The sequence below is a fragment of the Bradyrhizobium sp. Mp19 genome (assembly GCF_029952935.1).
GTDB lineage: Bacteria > Pseudomonadota > Alphaproteobacteria > Rhizobiales > Xanthobacteraceae > Bradyrhizobium > Bradyrhizobium elkanii.
This window is the reverse complement of the sequence record NZ_JASAUT010000010.1, coordinates 132,747-146,761: the sequence shown is the minus strand read 5'-3', so window position 1 is coordinate 146,761 and position 14,015 is coordinate 132,747. Positions and strand designations below refer to the sequence as shown.

Genomic DNA, 14,015 nt, shown 5'->3' with positions numbered 1-14,015 from the left:
CTGGCGCCTCTGGAATACTGGATCACCCGCATGCGCGGGTGATGACACCGCGCGGTGTGACATCTGGAATTGCGACTCATCCTCACTGTCGTCCTGGCTTTCGCCAGGACGACAGCGTGCTTGAGATGTGCCACGCAATCACCTCACTCCGCCGGCGCCTGATCGCGCCTCAGCCGGCGCGACCGGGTCGCTTTGTGCAGCACGCGCGCGAGCTGTTCGGCCGAATACGGTTTCTGCAGCAGCTCGAAGCCGCCGCTGCCCTGTTGCGACAGCACCTGGCTGTAGCCAGAGGCGAGCACGATCGGCAGATCGAGCCGCTGCCGGCGGATCTCTTCCGCAAGCTCGATGCCGCTCATGCCGGGCATCACGACATCGGTGAACACCAGGTCGAACCGGTCAGCGTCGACGGCGAGCTCCTCCAGCGCGTGGGTGGCGTTGTCCACCAGCACGCAGGTGCAGCCGAGCTGGGTCAGCGTGTCGGCGGCAAACTTTCCGACTTCGGCATTGTCCTCGACGATCAGGACCGATGCGCCGGTCCGATCGACCGAGGGCGCGTCCTCGGTGCGCTGCGCCCGCGCGCCATGCCCGCCGACGACGCGCGGCAGATACAGCGTGAATGTCGCACCCTTGCCGACTTCGCTGGTGACGGTCACCTCGCCGCCGGACTGCTTGGCGAAGCCGAACACCTGGGACAGGCCGAGGCCGGTGCCGTGACCGACCTCCTTGGTGGTGTAAAACGGCTCGAAGATGCGGCCGAACAGCTCCTGCGGAATTCCGACGCCGGTGTCGGTCACCGACACCGCGACATGGCCGGGCGAGTTCGGCGGCGTGCCGGTCGCGGACGGCAGTCTGTCCACGGCGCGGACCGCGATCGTGAGGCGGCCGACGCCGTCCATGGCGTCGCGCGCGTTCACCGCCATATTGATGATGGCGGTCTCGAACTGGCCGGCATCGGCGTTGACGAGACAGGTCTCGTCCGGCACTTGCGCCGTGATCTCGATGCGCGCGCCGATCAGGGTTGCGATCATCTCGCTCAGGGTGCGGACATTCTGGCAGGCGTCGAACACCTCGGGCTTGAGGGTTTGCCGCCGCGCGAATGCAAGCAGCTGGTTGGTCAGCTTGGCGGCACGGTTCACGGTGTTGGAGATCGCATCGATGTAGCGCTGCCGCCGCGGCTCCGGCAGGTCCGGCCGCCGCAACATGTCGACCGACGCGCGGATCACGGTGAGCAGGTTGTTGAAGTCGTGCGCGACGCCGCCGGTGAGCTGCCCGAGTGCCTCGAGCCGCTGGCCGTGCCGCAATGCCTCCTCGGCCTCGATGCGCCGGTTGGCCTCCTCCTGCAGGCGCTGGGTTCGCCGGAAGGCGAGCGCGAGCAGGCCGAACAGCAGGCCGGTGGCCGGGATCCCGAAGATCAGGTGCTGGGCCATGGTCGACATCCAGCGCGACTGGATCGCCGAGGTTTCGAGGCCGGCACTGACATAGACCGGGTATCCCGCCAGCCGCTGATAGCGCATGCGCCGCTCGATGCCGTCGGCCGGGGAACGGATCGTCATTGTCCCGGCCTCGGGATTGGCGACGATCTGCCGCCCGAGCGGGCCGCTCGGCTCGAACCGGACGTCGCGGTTGACGGTAGGGAAGTGCGCCAGCACTGCGCCATCGGTCCGGATCAGCGCCAGGAAGCTGCCGGGCTCGCGGCCGATCCTGGCGTAGAAATTCTCGAAATATTCCGGAAGCACGGAGGCCTGGATCACGCCGGCAAAGCTGCCGTCGTCGCCGTTGCGGCGCCGGCCGACGCTGAAGAACCGCGAGCCCAGATAGGGCGGCCGCGGCGTCAGCACCTCGCCGATATAGGTGCCGATGTCGCCCTGGGCATGAATCCGGAAGTAATCCCGGTCCGAGAAGTCGATGTCGGGGGCCGGCTGCACCAGGCTGTTGACGAGGGCGCGGCCGTTGGCGTCGAACACCCAGACCGATTTCACCTGGGGAAGCGCCATGGCGACCTGGCGCAGCCGCTCATGCAGGCTCTTCTCGCGCGCGCCGATATCGGCATCGCCCATGCCGCGGACGACCTCGGTGACCTCGGCCAGGCCGCGATCGATGGTCTCGAACACCTTCAGCGCGTGCTCATGGGCGACATCGAGCGTGCGCTGGATCTCCTGGTCGGCGGCCTCGCTGGTCGAGATCCAGGACATTGCGGAGGCAAAAACGAACAGCGCCAGCGGAAGGGCCAGCGCGGCGGCCATCATCCATTGCAGCAGTCTCAGCGAATTGCGTTGTGCGGTCTGCACGGGCGCTCCGGCTCCGCAGGAACCATAACGCAAACCGTTGCGCGGGAGGAAGCGAAACGGCGCCGCCGGGCTCGGTGCGGACGCTCGTTCGCCATTCCGCGATCGGTCAAGGTTACCGGAGGCCAACCCGGATCGATCAATTCGCAGCCGGCTCGCGTCCGGGGCCGCGCGGGGCGGCTGCGGCACCGTGGCATCACGACCTCGTTAGCGCCTCGCCGGCAGTCAAGCGGAAAATCGGCCTGGATGGCGCTTCCGGGCGCTGTTTTTAGGAGTTCTAAAACCTCTCACGGGCAAACGCTTGACCCTGTGACTACCTGCTGAAAAACAGGCCGCATGACAGGCGATCCAAACAGCTCCCGGGATAATTTGCAGGATGTCCGGCTCGGACATGCGGATCGCGGTTTTGTCGGAAAGATCATCAGGCTCGATGCGCTCGTGACGGGCTCATCGCTGTCTCCACAGGAACTGGAGCAGCGCCTGGTCGAGATGGGATTTGTCGAGGGCGCCCGCGTGGAAATCCTGCATGAAGGCACGATCCGGAAGGACCCGATCGCGGTGCGCGTCGACAACATCACGATCGCGCTGCGCCGGAGCGAAGCCATGGCTGTGATCGTCGAATGACCACTGCATCCCTGCGCCTGGCGCTGGTCGGCGCGCCGAACACCGGCAAGACGTCGCTGTTCAACAGCCTGACCGGCAGCCGTCAGAAGGTCGCCAACTACCCGGGCGTCACGGTCGAGCGCAAGTCCGGCGGCTTCGTCACGCCGGAGGGCCGCAGCGTGACCGTGCTTGACCTGCCCGGCACCTATTCGTTGCGCGGCCGCAGCCCGGACGAGGAGATCACCCGCGACATCGTGCTGGGCCGCTTCGACGGCGAGGCGGTGCCCGATCTCGTGCTCTGCGTCGCGGACGCCACCAATCTGCGGCTGACCTTGCGGCTGGTGCTCGAGTTAAAGCGCGTCGGCCGGCCGATGATGCTGGTGCTCAACATGATCGATATCGCCCGGCGCCGCGGTGTCACGATCGACATCGACCGGATGTCGCAGGAGCTGGGGCTACCGATCGTGACCTCGGTCGCGGTCCGCAAGGGCGGCATCGACGAGCTCCTGAAGCGGACCGACGAATTCCTGGCGAAGTCGCATGAGGCGGCGGCCAGCGAGTGGACGACGCCGACGATCGCCGACCTCAAGGCGGCGCAGCGCGAGGCGGACCGCATCATCGCCGCGGCGGTGACGCTGCCGACCAAGCCCGACACGCTGACCAACCGGATCGATTCGGTCGTGCTGCATCCGGTCTGGGGTCTCGTGATCCTGGCCGTGATCCTGTTCGTGATGTTCCAGGCGGTGTTCACCTGGGCGCAGCCGGCGATGGAATTTCTCTCGGACAGCTTCGCCGCGCTCGGGCAGCTGATCCACGGCGTGCTGCCGGAAAGCTGGAGCCTGTTGCAGAGCTTCCTGCAGAACGGCGTGATCTCCGGCGTCGGCAGCGTGATCGTGTTCCTGCCGCAGATCATCATCATCTTCCTGTTCATCCTGCTGTTGGAAGATTTCGGCTACATGGCGCGCGCCGCGTTCCTGATGGACCGCATCATGGGCGGCGCCGGGCTGCATGGCCGCGCCTTCATTCCGCTGTTGTCGAGTTTTGCCTGCGCGATTCCCGGAATCATGGCAACGCGCGTCATCGACAACCGCCGCGACCGCCTGACCACGATCCTGATCGCGCCGCTGATGACCTGCTCGGCGCGCATTCCGGTCTACACGCTGATCATTTCCGCCTTCGTTCCGGCGACCACGCTGTGGGGTTTCGTCAATCTGCAGGGGCTCGTGATGTTCGGCCTCTATGCCGCTGGCATCACCAGCGCGCTGACGGTCTCGGCGATCGCGAAATTCTTCCTGTGGCGTGATCGCGCGCCGGCGCCGTTCATGCTGGAATTACCCGATTACAAGATGCCGCGACTGCGCAGCATCGCGATCGGCGTGTTCACCCGCGCCAAGATGTTCCTGTACCGGGCCGGCACCACGATCCTGTCGATGATGGTGCTGATCTGGTTCCTGGCCTCGTTCCCGCAGGCGCCGGCCGGCGCCGAGGGGCCGGCGATCAATTACAGCTTTGCGGCGATGATCGGCCATGCGCTCGAGCCGCTGCTGCGGCCGATCGGGTTCAACTGGCAGATCGCGGTGGCGCTGATTCCGGGCATGGCGGCGCGCGAGGTCGCGGTGGCGGCGCTCGGCACCGTCTATTCGATCGAGGGCGGCAAGGAGGCGGCGGACCAGATCGGCCAGGTGCTGGCGCAGAAATGGACGCTGGCGACCGCGCTGTCGCTGCTGGTCTGGTACATCTTCGCCCCGCAATGCGCCTCGACGCTCGCGGTGATCCGCCGCGAGACCGGCGGCGCGAAGTGGATGGTGGTGACGTTCATCTACATGCTCGCGCTGGCCTATGTCGCGAGCTTCCTGACCTTCAACCTGGCGCAGGCGCTCGGCCTGCATTGATCGGCAACGCAGTTTCATCATTTCGACTCGAAACTGCGATAGGTGCATGCAGCCAAGCGAAGCAGTAGAGTTGGTCGAGGGCGCATGAAGCGGGCGCCTCCGCGTGTTCCCTGCGAGACCATGCAATGTCGACGTACGGCCTGGAGCGGCTATTTTCGCCTCGAAGCATCGCAATCGTCGGCGGCAGCCCGCGTCAGTCGTCGCTCGGCGCGGCGGTGCTCAGGAACATCAAAGCGAGCGGCTTCACCGGCCGCGTCGGCGTCGTCAATCGGAACTATGCTGACGTCGATGGTGCGCCGACCGTCCCCGAACTGAAGTCGCTGCCATTCGTTCCGGATCTCGTCGTCATCAGCGCGCCGGCGGCGGCGGTTCCGGAGATCGTCGCGGAGGCGGCTTCGGCCGGCGTTGCCGGCGCGGCGATCCTGTCGGCCGGTCTTGGCCATGGCGCGGGCTCGCTCGCGGAGACCGTGGGGCAGACGGCGCGACGGCATGGCATGCGCCTGATCGGGCCGAATTGCCTCGGCGTCATGGTGCCGCGTGTGAAGCTCAATGCGAGCTTCGCCTCGCATCAGCCGTCCGACGGGCACGTTGCCCTGATCTCGCAGTCCGGCGCGGTCGCGTCGGCGATGATCGAATGGGCGCCGGAGCGGCGGCTCGGCTTCTCCGGCATCGCGTCGATCGGCGACCAGCTCGACGTCGACGTCGCCGACCTCCTCGATTATTTCGCGCTCGACGACCACACCAGCGCGATCCTGATCTATCTCGAAGCCGTCAAGGACGCGCGCAAGTTCATGTCGGCGGCGCGCGCCGCGGCGCGGTTGAAGCCGGTCGTCATCGTCAAGTCGGGACGGATGGCGCAGGGCGCGAAGGCCGCCGCGACCCACACTGGCGCGCTGGCAGGCTCCGATGCGGTCTACGACGCCGCATTCCGCCGCGCCGGCATGCTGCGTGTCTACGACCTGCGCCAGCTGTTCGATTGCGCCGAGCTGCTCGGCCGCGGCTTCATCCCGCGCGGCAACCGGCTCGCCATCCTGACCAATGGCGGCGGGCTCGGCATCCTCGCGACCGACCGGCTGGCCGAGCTCGGCGGCGTTCCCGCGACACTGACCGCGGAGACCATCGAACGGCTCGACAAGGTGTTGCCGCCGGGCTGGTCCTACGCCAATCCGGTCGACATCGCGGGCGATGCCGATGCCGACCGCTACGTGGTGGCGCTCAACGCACTGCTCGATGATGCCAACAGCGACGCGGTGCTGGTCGCGAACGTGGAAACCGCGGTGGCGCCGGCCCAGGGGATTGCCGAGGCGGTGGCGCAATGCGTGCGCGACCGCAGGACGAAGCGGAGTGCGGTAGCGGCATTGGTGCTCGCGGCCTGGGTCGGCGCCGACGAACGCACCGGCGCGATCTTCGAGGCGGCGCGGATTCCGCATTTCCCGACCGAGGACGATGCGGTACGCGCCTTCATGTATCTGGTGCGCTATCGCGAGGCCTCGACCGCGCTCGCCGCAACCCCGCCTGGCGTCGCATCGGTGTTCACGCCGGAGACGGCGGCGGCGCGGCACGTCGTCGTGAACGCGCTGTCGGAAGGGCGCGCCTGGCTCGATCCGGCCGAGATCGTCGCCCTGTTCGCGGCCTATCATATTCCGATCGTGACGACGCTCGTCGTCGAGACCGCCGAGGACGCCGCCGCGAAGGCGGCGCCGTTCCTCGCCGAGGGACATGCGATCGTGGTCAGGGTCTTCTCACGCGACATCCGGCACGCCTCCGACGTCGGCGGCGTGATCCTCGACCTGCGCACGAAAGACAGCGTCGTTGAAGCTGCGCGGACGGTCATGGCGCGGGCACGAAGTGCGCGGCCCGATGCCATCCTGCAAGGCGTGACGATCCAGCCGATGATCGTGCGGCGCGCGGCGCGTGAGCTGATCCTCGGCATCGCCGAAGATCCGACCTTCGGTCCGGTGATCGTGTTCGGGCGTGGCGGCCCCGCGGTCGAGGTGATCAACGACAAGGCGCTGGCGCTGCCGCCGCTCGACATGAATCTCGCCCGCGAGCTGATCGGACGCACCCGCGTCTCGCGGCTGCTCGGCGGCTATGGCGATGTGCCGGCGGTCCCGGCCGATGTGGTGCCGCTCACCCTTGTCAAGCTGGCGCAGATGGCGGCCGACATTCCCGAGGTCGCCGAGCTCGACATCAACCCGATGCTGGCGGACGAGAACGGCGTGCTCGCGCTCGATGCGCGCGTCGCGATCCGCAAACCCACTCGGCTGTTCGCCGGCCACACCCGGCTCGCGGTCAGGCCGTATCCGTCGCAATGGGAGGGTGAGCTTGCGCTGCGCGACGGCTCGCGCGTCACGGTGCGCCCGATGCGGCCGGAGGACGAGCCGATGGTCAGCGATTTCTTCAAGCGCGTCACCGCCGAAGACCTCAGGCTGCGCTTCTTCCATGCGATGAAGGAATTCTCGCACGCCTTCATCGCGCGCCTGACCCAGCTCGACTATGCGCGCGCGATGGCCTTTGTGGCGCTCGATCCGAACACCGGCGAGATGATGGGTGCGGTCCGGCTGCACTCGGATTCGCTGTATGAGAATGCCGAATACGCGATCCTGCTGCAGTCCGATCTCAAGGGCAAAGGCCTCGGCTGGGCGCTGATGCAGCTCCTGATCCACTATGCGCGGTCGGAGGGATTGAAGCGCCTGTCCGGCCAGGTGCTGACCGAGAACACCACGATGATCGGGATGTGCCGCGATCTCGGCTTCACCGTCACGATGGATCCGGAGGATCACAGCATCGTCGATGTCGTGCTCGATCTCGACCGATCCACGGTCGATGCGGTCGGCGCCGATATCCTGATCCGGCCTGCTGCGGCTGGGCGCTGACGACGCGCCAGCCGCGGCCGTGTCGGATCAGATCTGGCGTTCGACCAGCTTGAACTTGAGCTCGGCGATCGCTTCGGAGGGATTGAGGCCCTTCGGGCACGCCTTGGCGCAGTTCATGATGGTATGGCAGCGATAGAGGCGGAACGGATCCTCGAGATTGTCGAGCCGCTCGCCGGTCGCTTCGTCACGGGAGTCGGTGACCCAGCGGTTTGCCTGCAGCAGCGCGGCGGGGCCGAGGAAGCGTTCGCTGTTCCACCAGTAGCTCGGGCAGGAGGTCGAGCAGCAGGCGCAGAGGATGCACTCGTAGAGGCCGTCGAGCTTCTCGCGGTCCTCGTGGCTCTGCCTCCACTCCTTCTGCGGCGTCGGCGTCGTGGTCTTCAGCCACGGCTCGATCGAGGCATACTGGGCGTAGAAATTGGTCAGGTCGGGGACCAGGTCCTTCACCACCGGCTGGTGCGGCAGCGGATTGACCTTCACCGCGCCGCCCGCGCCGACGTCGTGCATCGACTTGGTGCAGGCCAGCGTGTTCTGGCCGTCGATGTTCATTGCGCAGGAGCCGCAGACGCCTTCGCGGCAGGAGCGGCGGAAGGTCAGCGTCGGGTCGATGTGGTTCTTGATCCAGATCAGACCGTCCAGCACCATCGGACCGCAATCGTGGGTGTCGACATAATAGGTGTCGACGCTCGGATTCTTGCCGTCGTCCGGGTTCCAGCGATACACCCGGAATTCGCGCGTCTCGGCGGCACCGGCCGGCTTCGGCCAGGTCTTGCCGCCGGAAATCTTCGAATTCTTCGGAAGTGCGAATTCAACCATGCTTGCTCGCCTTCGTTCTCAGTAGACCCGCGCCTTCGGCGGGATGTACTGCACGTCATTGGTCATCGTGTAGCTGTGCACCGGACGGTACTCGACCGCGGTCTTGCCGGCCGGATCGATCCAGGTCAGCGTGTGCTTCATCCAGTTCTTGTCGTCGCGGTCCGGGAAATCCTCGCGCGCATGCGCGCCGCGGCTTTCGGTGCGGTTGGCCGCCGAATCCATCGTCACGACCGCCTGCACGATCAGATTGTCGAATTCCAGCGTCTCGATCAGGTCGGAATTCCACACCAGCGAGCGGTCCGACACCGAGATGTCGCCGACGCCGCCATAGACCTTGTGGATCAGGTTCTGGCCTTCCTGCAGCACGTCGCCGGTGCGGAACACCGCGCAATTGTTCTGCATCACATGCTGCATGCTGTCGCGCAGCTTCGCGGTCGGCGTGCCGCCGGACGCGTGGCGGAAGTGGTCGAGCCGGCCGAGCGCGAGGTCGGACGAATCCTTCGGCAGCTCCGGCTGCTTGGCGTTCGCGGTCAGCTTGTCGGCAAGGCGCAGCGCCGCGGCGCGGCCGAACACCACGAGATCGATCAGCGAGTTGGAGCCGAGGCGGTTGGCGCCATGCACCGAGACGCAGGCCGCTTCGCCGATCGCCATCAGGCCCGGCACCACCGAATTGTCGTCGCCATTGCGCTTGGTCAGCACCTCGGCGTGATAGTTCGTGGCGATGCCGCCCATGTTGTAGTGCACGGTCGGCACGATCGGGATCGGCTCGCGGGTGACGTCGACATTGGCGAAGATCTTCGCCGATTCGGAGATGCCCGGCAGCCGCTCATGCAGCACCTTCGGATCGAGGTGATCGAGGTGCAGGAAGATGTGGTCCTTCTTCTTGCCGACGCCGCGACCTTCGCGGATCTCGATCGTCATCGCGCGCGAGACGACGTCGCGCGAGGCGAGGTCCTTGGCCGACGGCGCATAGCGCTCCATGAAGCGCTCGCCCTCGGAGTTGACGAGATAGCCGCCTTCGCCGCGGGCGCCTTCGGTGACGAGACAGCCCGAGCCGTAGATGCCGGTCGGGTGGAACTGGACGAATTCCATGTCCTGCAGCGGCAGGCCGGCGCGCAGCACCATGCCGCCGCCGTCGCCGGTGCAGGTGTGCGCCGAGGTGCAGGAGGCATAGGCGCGACCATAGCCGCCGGTCGCCAGGATCGTGGTCTGGGCGCGGAAGCGGTGCAGCGTGCCGTCGTCGAGCTTGAGTGCGATCACGCCGCGGCAGACGCCCTGGTCGTCCATGATCAGGTCGATGGCGAAGAACTCGATGAAGAACTCGGCCGAGTGGCGCAGCGACTGGCCGTACATCGTGTGCAGCATGGCGTGACCGGTGCGGTCGGCGGCGGCGCAGGTGCGCTGCGCCTGGCTCTTGCCGAAGTCGATGGTCATGCCGCCGAACGGGCGCTGATAGATCTTGCCGTCCTCGGTGCGCGAGAACGGAACGCCCCAATGCTCGAGCTCGTAGACCGCGTCGGGCGCGTTGCGCACCATGTATTCGATCGCGTCCTGGTCGCCGAGCCAGTCCGACCCCTTCACGGTGTCGTACATGTGCCAGCGCCAGTCGTCCTGATGCATGTTGCCGAGCGAGGCCGAGATGCCGCCCTGCGCCGCCACCGTGTGCGAGCGGGTCGGGAACACCTTGGTGATGCAGGCGGTGCGCAGCCCGGCTTCCGAGCAGCCGACCACGGCGCGCAGGCCGGCGCCGCCGGCGCCGACCACGACGACGTCGTAGGTATGGTCCTGGATCGGGTAGGCCTTGCCGTTCGTGGCCGGGCCACCGTTGGTGGCCTTGCCGTTTCCTTCACCGGCCATGGATCAAACTCCCGACGACAATTTGAGGATTGCGTAGATCGAGGCCAATGCGACCGCGACGCAGAAGAAGTTGTTCGCCATCACGCTGGCGATCTTCAGCTTCTCGTTGTGGATGTAGTCTTCGATCACGACCTGCATGCCGATCTTCATGTGCCAGGTGCTGGCGATGATGAAGAGCAGCAGGATGATGGCGATCGGGATCGAGCCGAGGATCTGCGCCGCGCCGGCATGGTTGCGGCCGATCAGCGTGATCACCACGACGATCACGGGAACGATCAGCAGTGTCATCGCAACTGCGGTGAGGCGCTGGCGCCAGAAATCGCCCGTGCCGGTGTGCGCGGAGCCGAGGCCGCGGACGCGCTCCAGCGGCGTGCGCATCGAAGAGGGGCCGCTCATCGTCCACCTCCCACGGCGTAAGCGATGATCCAGATCAGCACGGTCAGCGCGATGCCGGCGACCAGCGCGCCCCAGGTCAGGGCTTCGCGCTCATTGGCCTTGAAGCCGTAGCCGAGGTCCCAGACGAAATGCCGGATGCCGCTGCACAGATGGTGCATCAGCGCCCACGTGTAGCCGAACACGATCAGCTTGCCGATCGCGCTGCCGGTGAAGGCCTGGACGTTGGCGTAAGCCGAGGGGCCGGAGGCGGCGGCGATCAGCCACCAAGCCAGCAGCAGCGTGCCGAAATAGAGGGCCAAACCTGTGGCGCGGTGGACGATGGACAGCGCCATCGTCAGCGTCCACCGATAGGTCTGCAAATGGGGTGAAAGCGGTCGTTCGATCCTGGCGGTCATCGGCGGGCTTTGTGTTGTGAGGGACCGCGGCCGGCCCATCGGGGAACGCGGTAGAGGAGTTCTATTTACGGACTAGGATCACCCCGCGCAACGGCCAAATAGCCTTCGGTCGAACCGAAGTTCATTGTTAGACTTGCCGAATTCTGGTTGATCCGCAGTGTGGTATACCAGATGCAAGGTCGAGCGAACCAAGTAGTGAATCATGATACTCGCGGATCGATAGGCGCGCTCAGCCGCCCGCAAACGGGGTCCGCAAGGCATCGATTCTGCCCCACTGTTCCACCAGATAATCGACAAATGCCCTGATCTTAGGCGATGCGAGACGTGACGGCTGAAGCATCAGATGCAGCGGCGTCGGTGCCGGCTCGTGGTCGATCAGCAGGCGCGTCAAGCGACCGTCGGCGAGCTCGGACTGCACTTGCCAGGACGGCACGCGGACGATGCCGGCGCCCTCCCGCGCTGCACTGACCAGCGCGTCGAGGCTATTCATCCAGAGCCGACCGGATATGCGGATTTTGCGACCCGTCTTGCTGCCGTCGGCAAAGCGCCACTCCGCGCTGCCGGGCGAATCGGAAAACACCAGGCAGTCATGCCCGGCAAGATCATCCGGTGTCTGCGGCGCGCCGCGCCGGGCCAGATAGTCCGGCGACGCGCATACGATCATCTGCAGATCGGTGAGCTTGCGCGCCACGAGCAGCGAGTCGCGCAAGCGGCCGATGCGTATAGCCAGATGGATATCCTCCTCGACCATGTCCACCGCGCGGTCGATCAACAGCAAGTCGACGGACAGCGCTGGATAGCGGCGCAGAAACTCGACCAGCAAGGGCGCGATCACGAGCCGCCCGATCAGACTCGGCGAGCTGACGCGGATCCGCCCCGATGGCTGATGCGGGTCGCGCGCCAGCGCCGCCTCGATCTCCCTGACCTCGCCGAGGATCGATTTCGCGCGCTCGTAGAGGATGCGTCCGTCGTCGGTCAGCGCGAGCTGGCGGGTGGTACGCAGCAGCAGGCGGGTGCCGAAATGCTCCTCCAGCGCGCTGATCTGCCGGCTCACCGAGGTCAGCGAGCTCGGCAGCGCGCGCGCGGCCGCCGACAGGCTGCCGCTCTCGACCGCGCGAACAAAGGCCGCCATCGCCGCAAGCTGGTCCAAGCTCGATCCTTCCGCATTTCGCAAGAGAGCCTGCTCATTTGCAGCAATACCCCCGTCTTTCAGAAGGGTCTAGCCTGACGGCTCCACGATTTGAGGAGTTCGCCTTGGCCTCAACGTCCATCCCTCCGAATTCGCTCGAGCGGCGCAGACGTGCCGGCCGCGCCGGTGTCGACGATCCGATCCTCCTGCTTGTTTTCTCCTGCGTCGGACTGTTAATCGACGTGCTGACGTTGCCGATGCAGGGCGCGACGTCCTCGATCCCTCTCCGCTTTGCCTTGATTGCGGTCGCTGCTCCCGTCGCAGCGTCGGTCGCGCTGTGGTTGGCCGACCGCACCGAGGCGGGCGTCTCATGACGATGCGAAGGACATGATGGCCGGCCTCGATCCCAAGGAATTGCTCGAGCTTGCGCTGCTGCTGATCGCGGTCGCCGCGCTGTCCGGCTTTCTCGCAGGGCTGTTCGGCATCGGCGGCGGCGCGATCCTGGTGCCGGTGTTCTACGAATGCTTTCGCCTCGCCGGCGTGCCGCTCGAAGTGCGGATGCCGCTGTGCATCGGCACCTCGCTCGCGATCATCATCCCGACCTCGCTGAGCTCGTTCCGCGCCCATTATCGCCGCGGCGCGGTCGATATGGAGATCCTGAAGCGCTGGTGGCTGCCGATTGTGATCGGCGTCGCCGCCGGCAGCGTCACCGCGCGCTTCGCGCCGGAGCGGCTGTTCAAGATCGTGTTCGTGCTGGTGGCGTGGTCGGCAGCCGCACGATTGCTGCTGGCGCGCGAGACCTGGAAGTTCGGCGACGATGTGCCGAAGGGCTTTTTGATGCGCGTCTATGGCTTCTTCGTCGGCCTGCTCTCGACGCTGATGGGCATCGGCGGCGGCCTGTTTGCCAACCTCTTAATGACCTTCTACGGCCGGCCGATCCATCAGGCGGTTGCGACTTCTTCCGCGCTTGCGGTGCTGATCTCGATTCCCGGCGCGCTGGGCTACGTCTATGCCGGCTGGCCCGCCGCCGCGCGCTTTCCCGACGTCGCCGCGCTGCAACTGCCGTTCGCGCTCGGTTACGTCTCGCTGATCGGTGCGCTGCTGGTGATGCCGACCACGCTCGTCACCGCGCCGCTCGGCGTCAAGGTCGCGCACGCGCTGTCGAAGCGGGCGCTGGAGGTGGCGTTCGGGGCCTATCTCTTCATTGTCGGCGGGCGGTTCGTGATCAGCCTCGCCGGAGGGCACTGATCGGCTCGTCCTTCAGCCGTACTTCGCTGTGACCCCACCGTCGGAGGTCTCCGACACCCTCGATCCGATCGGCGTGGGACAGGAATCGCAAGCGTGCTCCGATCATTTCAGGAGCTATTGGCAATTTCAGTTTCTCGCAGTCTGCCATCGCGATCCCTATAATCCTCGCGACCTTTTGCCATCGCGATGTCAGGGCCGACATGATGACGTCGTCGAGCGCAGCTTCCGTAGCGCCACGGGGGAGACGCACGTCACTCCACTTCAGTTCGGAGCTCGGAGCAGGGAGTTCTTCGTGCAACTCCAGCTTCATCAGGTCGCGAAACTGTTCGTAGAGCGGTAGCATCACCTGCCATTCCAGCTCGAGCAGGAGGTCATAAAGCGGGCCATCCAATTCAAGCCGCTCCTGCTTTCCGAGCTCCGCAATCGCGATTCGAGCCTTCTTCATCGCCTCGTGCGCGATGACGAGTTGATCGTTAATCTGGATAGCCTGCTCCCGCTCCATCTACCCCTCACGACGTTCT

At 66.0% G+C, this 14,015-nt stretch carries 12 protein-coding genes; 5 read left to right on the top strand and 7 right to left on the bottom strand.

Annotated elements, in window-relative coordinates; all coding sequences use genetic code 11:
* Positions 1-143: 143 nt before the first annotated feature.
* Entirely contained in the window at positions 144-2,288 is a 2,145-nt protein-coding gene (locus QJT82_RS15270; RefSeq protein ID WP_028340873.1) for a hybrid sensor histidine kinase/response regulator, read from the bottom strand.
* A gap of 333 nt (positions 2,289-2,621) precedes the next feature.
* On the opposite strand from QJT82_RS15270, the gene QJT82_RS15265 reads away from it, so the two are divergent.
* From QJT82_RS15265 to QJT82_RS15255, 3 genes are all read left to right on the top strand, one after another.
* On the top strand, positions 2,622-2,909 hold the full coding sequence (locus QJT82_RS15265) for a FeoA family protein (protein ID WP_026192088.1): 288 nt from the start codon (positions 2,622-2,624) through the stop codon (positions 2,907-2,909).
* Positions 2,906-4,780 (top strand): ferrous iron transporter B, encoded by a 1,875-nt coding sequence (locus QJT82_RS15260; RefSeq protein WP_028340872.1) that lies wholly within the window; start codon positions 2,906-2,908, stop codon positions 4,778-4,780. The genes QJT82_RS15265 and QJT82_RS15260 overlap by 4 nt, the downstream gene beginning before the upstream one ends.
* Positions 4,781-4,905: 125 nt before the next feature.
* The gene (locus QJT82_RS15255; protein ID WP_028340871.1) at positions 4,906-7,656 is read left to right on the top strand and encodes a bifunctional acetate--CoA ligase family protein/GNAT family N-acetyltransferase; all 2,751 of its coding nucleotides are present in this window, start codon (positions 4,906-4,908) and stop codon (positions 7,654-7,656) included.
* Between the two features lie 27 nt (positions 7,657-7,683).
* Here the strand turns inward: QJT82_RS15255 and QJT82_RS15250 are convergent, their stop codons facing one another.
* The 5 genes from QJT82_RS15250 to QJT82_RS15230 form a co-directional block, all read right to left on the bottom strand.
* On the bottom strand, positions 7,684-8,469 hold the full coding sequence (locus QJT82_RS15250) for a succinate dehydrogenase iron-sulfur subunit (protein WP_028340870.1): 786 nt from the start codon (positions 8,467-8,469) through the stop codon (positions 7,684-7,686).
* Between the two features lie 18 nt (positions 8,470-8,487).
* Positions 8,488-10,326 (bottom strand): succinate dehydrogenase flavoprotein subunit, encoded by a 1,839-nt coding sequence (gene sdhA / locus QJT82_RS15245; RefSeq protein ID WP_028340869.1) that lies wholly within the window; start codon positions 10,324-10,326, stop codon positions 8,488-8,490.
* A gap of 3 nt (positions 10,327-10,329) precedes the next feature.
* Entirely contained in the window at positions 10,330-10,704 is a 375-nt protein-coding gene (sdhD, locus tag QJT82_RS15240) for a succinate dehydrogenase, hydrophobic membrane anchor protein (protein ID WP_085964893.1), read from the bottom strand.
* A gap of 14 nt (positions 10,705-10,718) precedes the next feature.
* The gene (gene sdhC, locus QJT82_RS15235; protein WP_028340868.1) at positions 10,719-11,117 is read right to left on the bottom strand and encodes a succinate dehydrogenase, cytochrome b556 subunit; all 399 of its coding nucleotides are present in this window, start codon (positions 11,115-11,117) and stop codon (positions 10,719-10,721) included.
* A gap of 229 nt (positions 11,118-11,346) precedes the next feature.
* A complete protein-coding gene (locus QJT82_RS15230; RefSeq protein ID WP_281446644.1) occupies positions 11,347-12,249 on the bottom strand; it encodes a LysR family transcriptional regulator in 903 nt (300 codons plus the stop codon).
* Between the two features lie 122 nt (positions 12,250-12,371).
* Between QJT82_RS15230 and QJT82_RS15225 the strand changes: the two genes are divergently transcribed.
* On the top strand, positions 12,372-12,620 hold the full coding sequence (locus tag QJT82_RS15225; RefSeq protein WP_028340867.1) for a hypothetical protein: 249 nt from the start codon (positions 12,372-12,374) through the stop codon (positions 12,618-12,620).
* 13 nt (positions 12,621-12,633) lie between these two features.
* Positions 12,634-13,494 (top strand): sulfite exporter TauE/SafE family protein, encoded by an 861-nt coding sequence (locus tag QJT82_RS15220; RefSeq protein WP_028340866.1) that lies wholly within the window; start codon positions 12,634-12,636, stop codon positions 13,492-13,494.
* Here QJT82_RS15220 and QJT82_RS15215 read toward each other — a convergent pair.
* Positions 13,472-13,996, bottom strand: coding sequence for a DUF3658 domain-containing protein (locus QJT82_RS15215; RefSeq protein ID WP_035631603.1), 525 nt, complete (start codon positions 13,994-13,996; stop codon positions 13,472-13,474). The genes QJT82_RS15220 and QJT82_RS15215 overlap by 23 nt on opposite strands.
* Between the last annotated feature and the right edge of the window lie 19 nt (positions 13,997-14,015).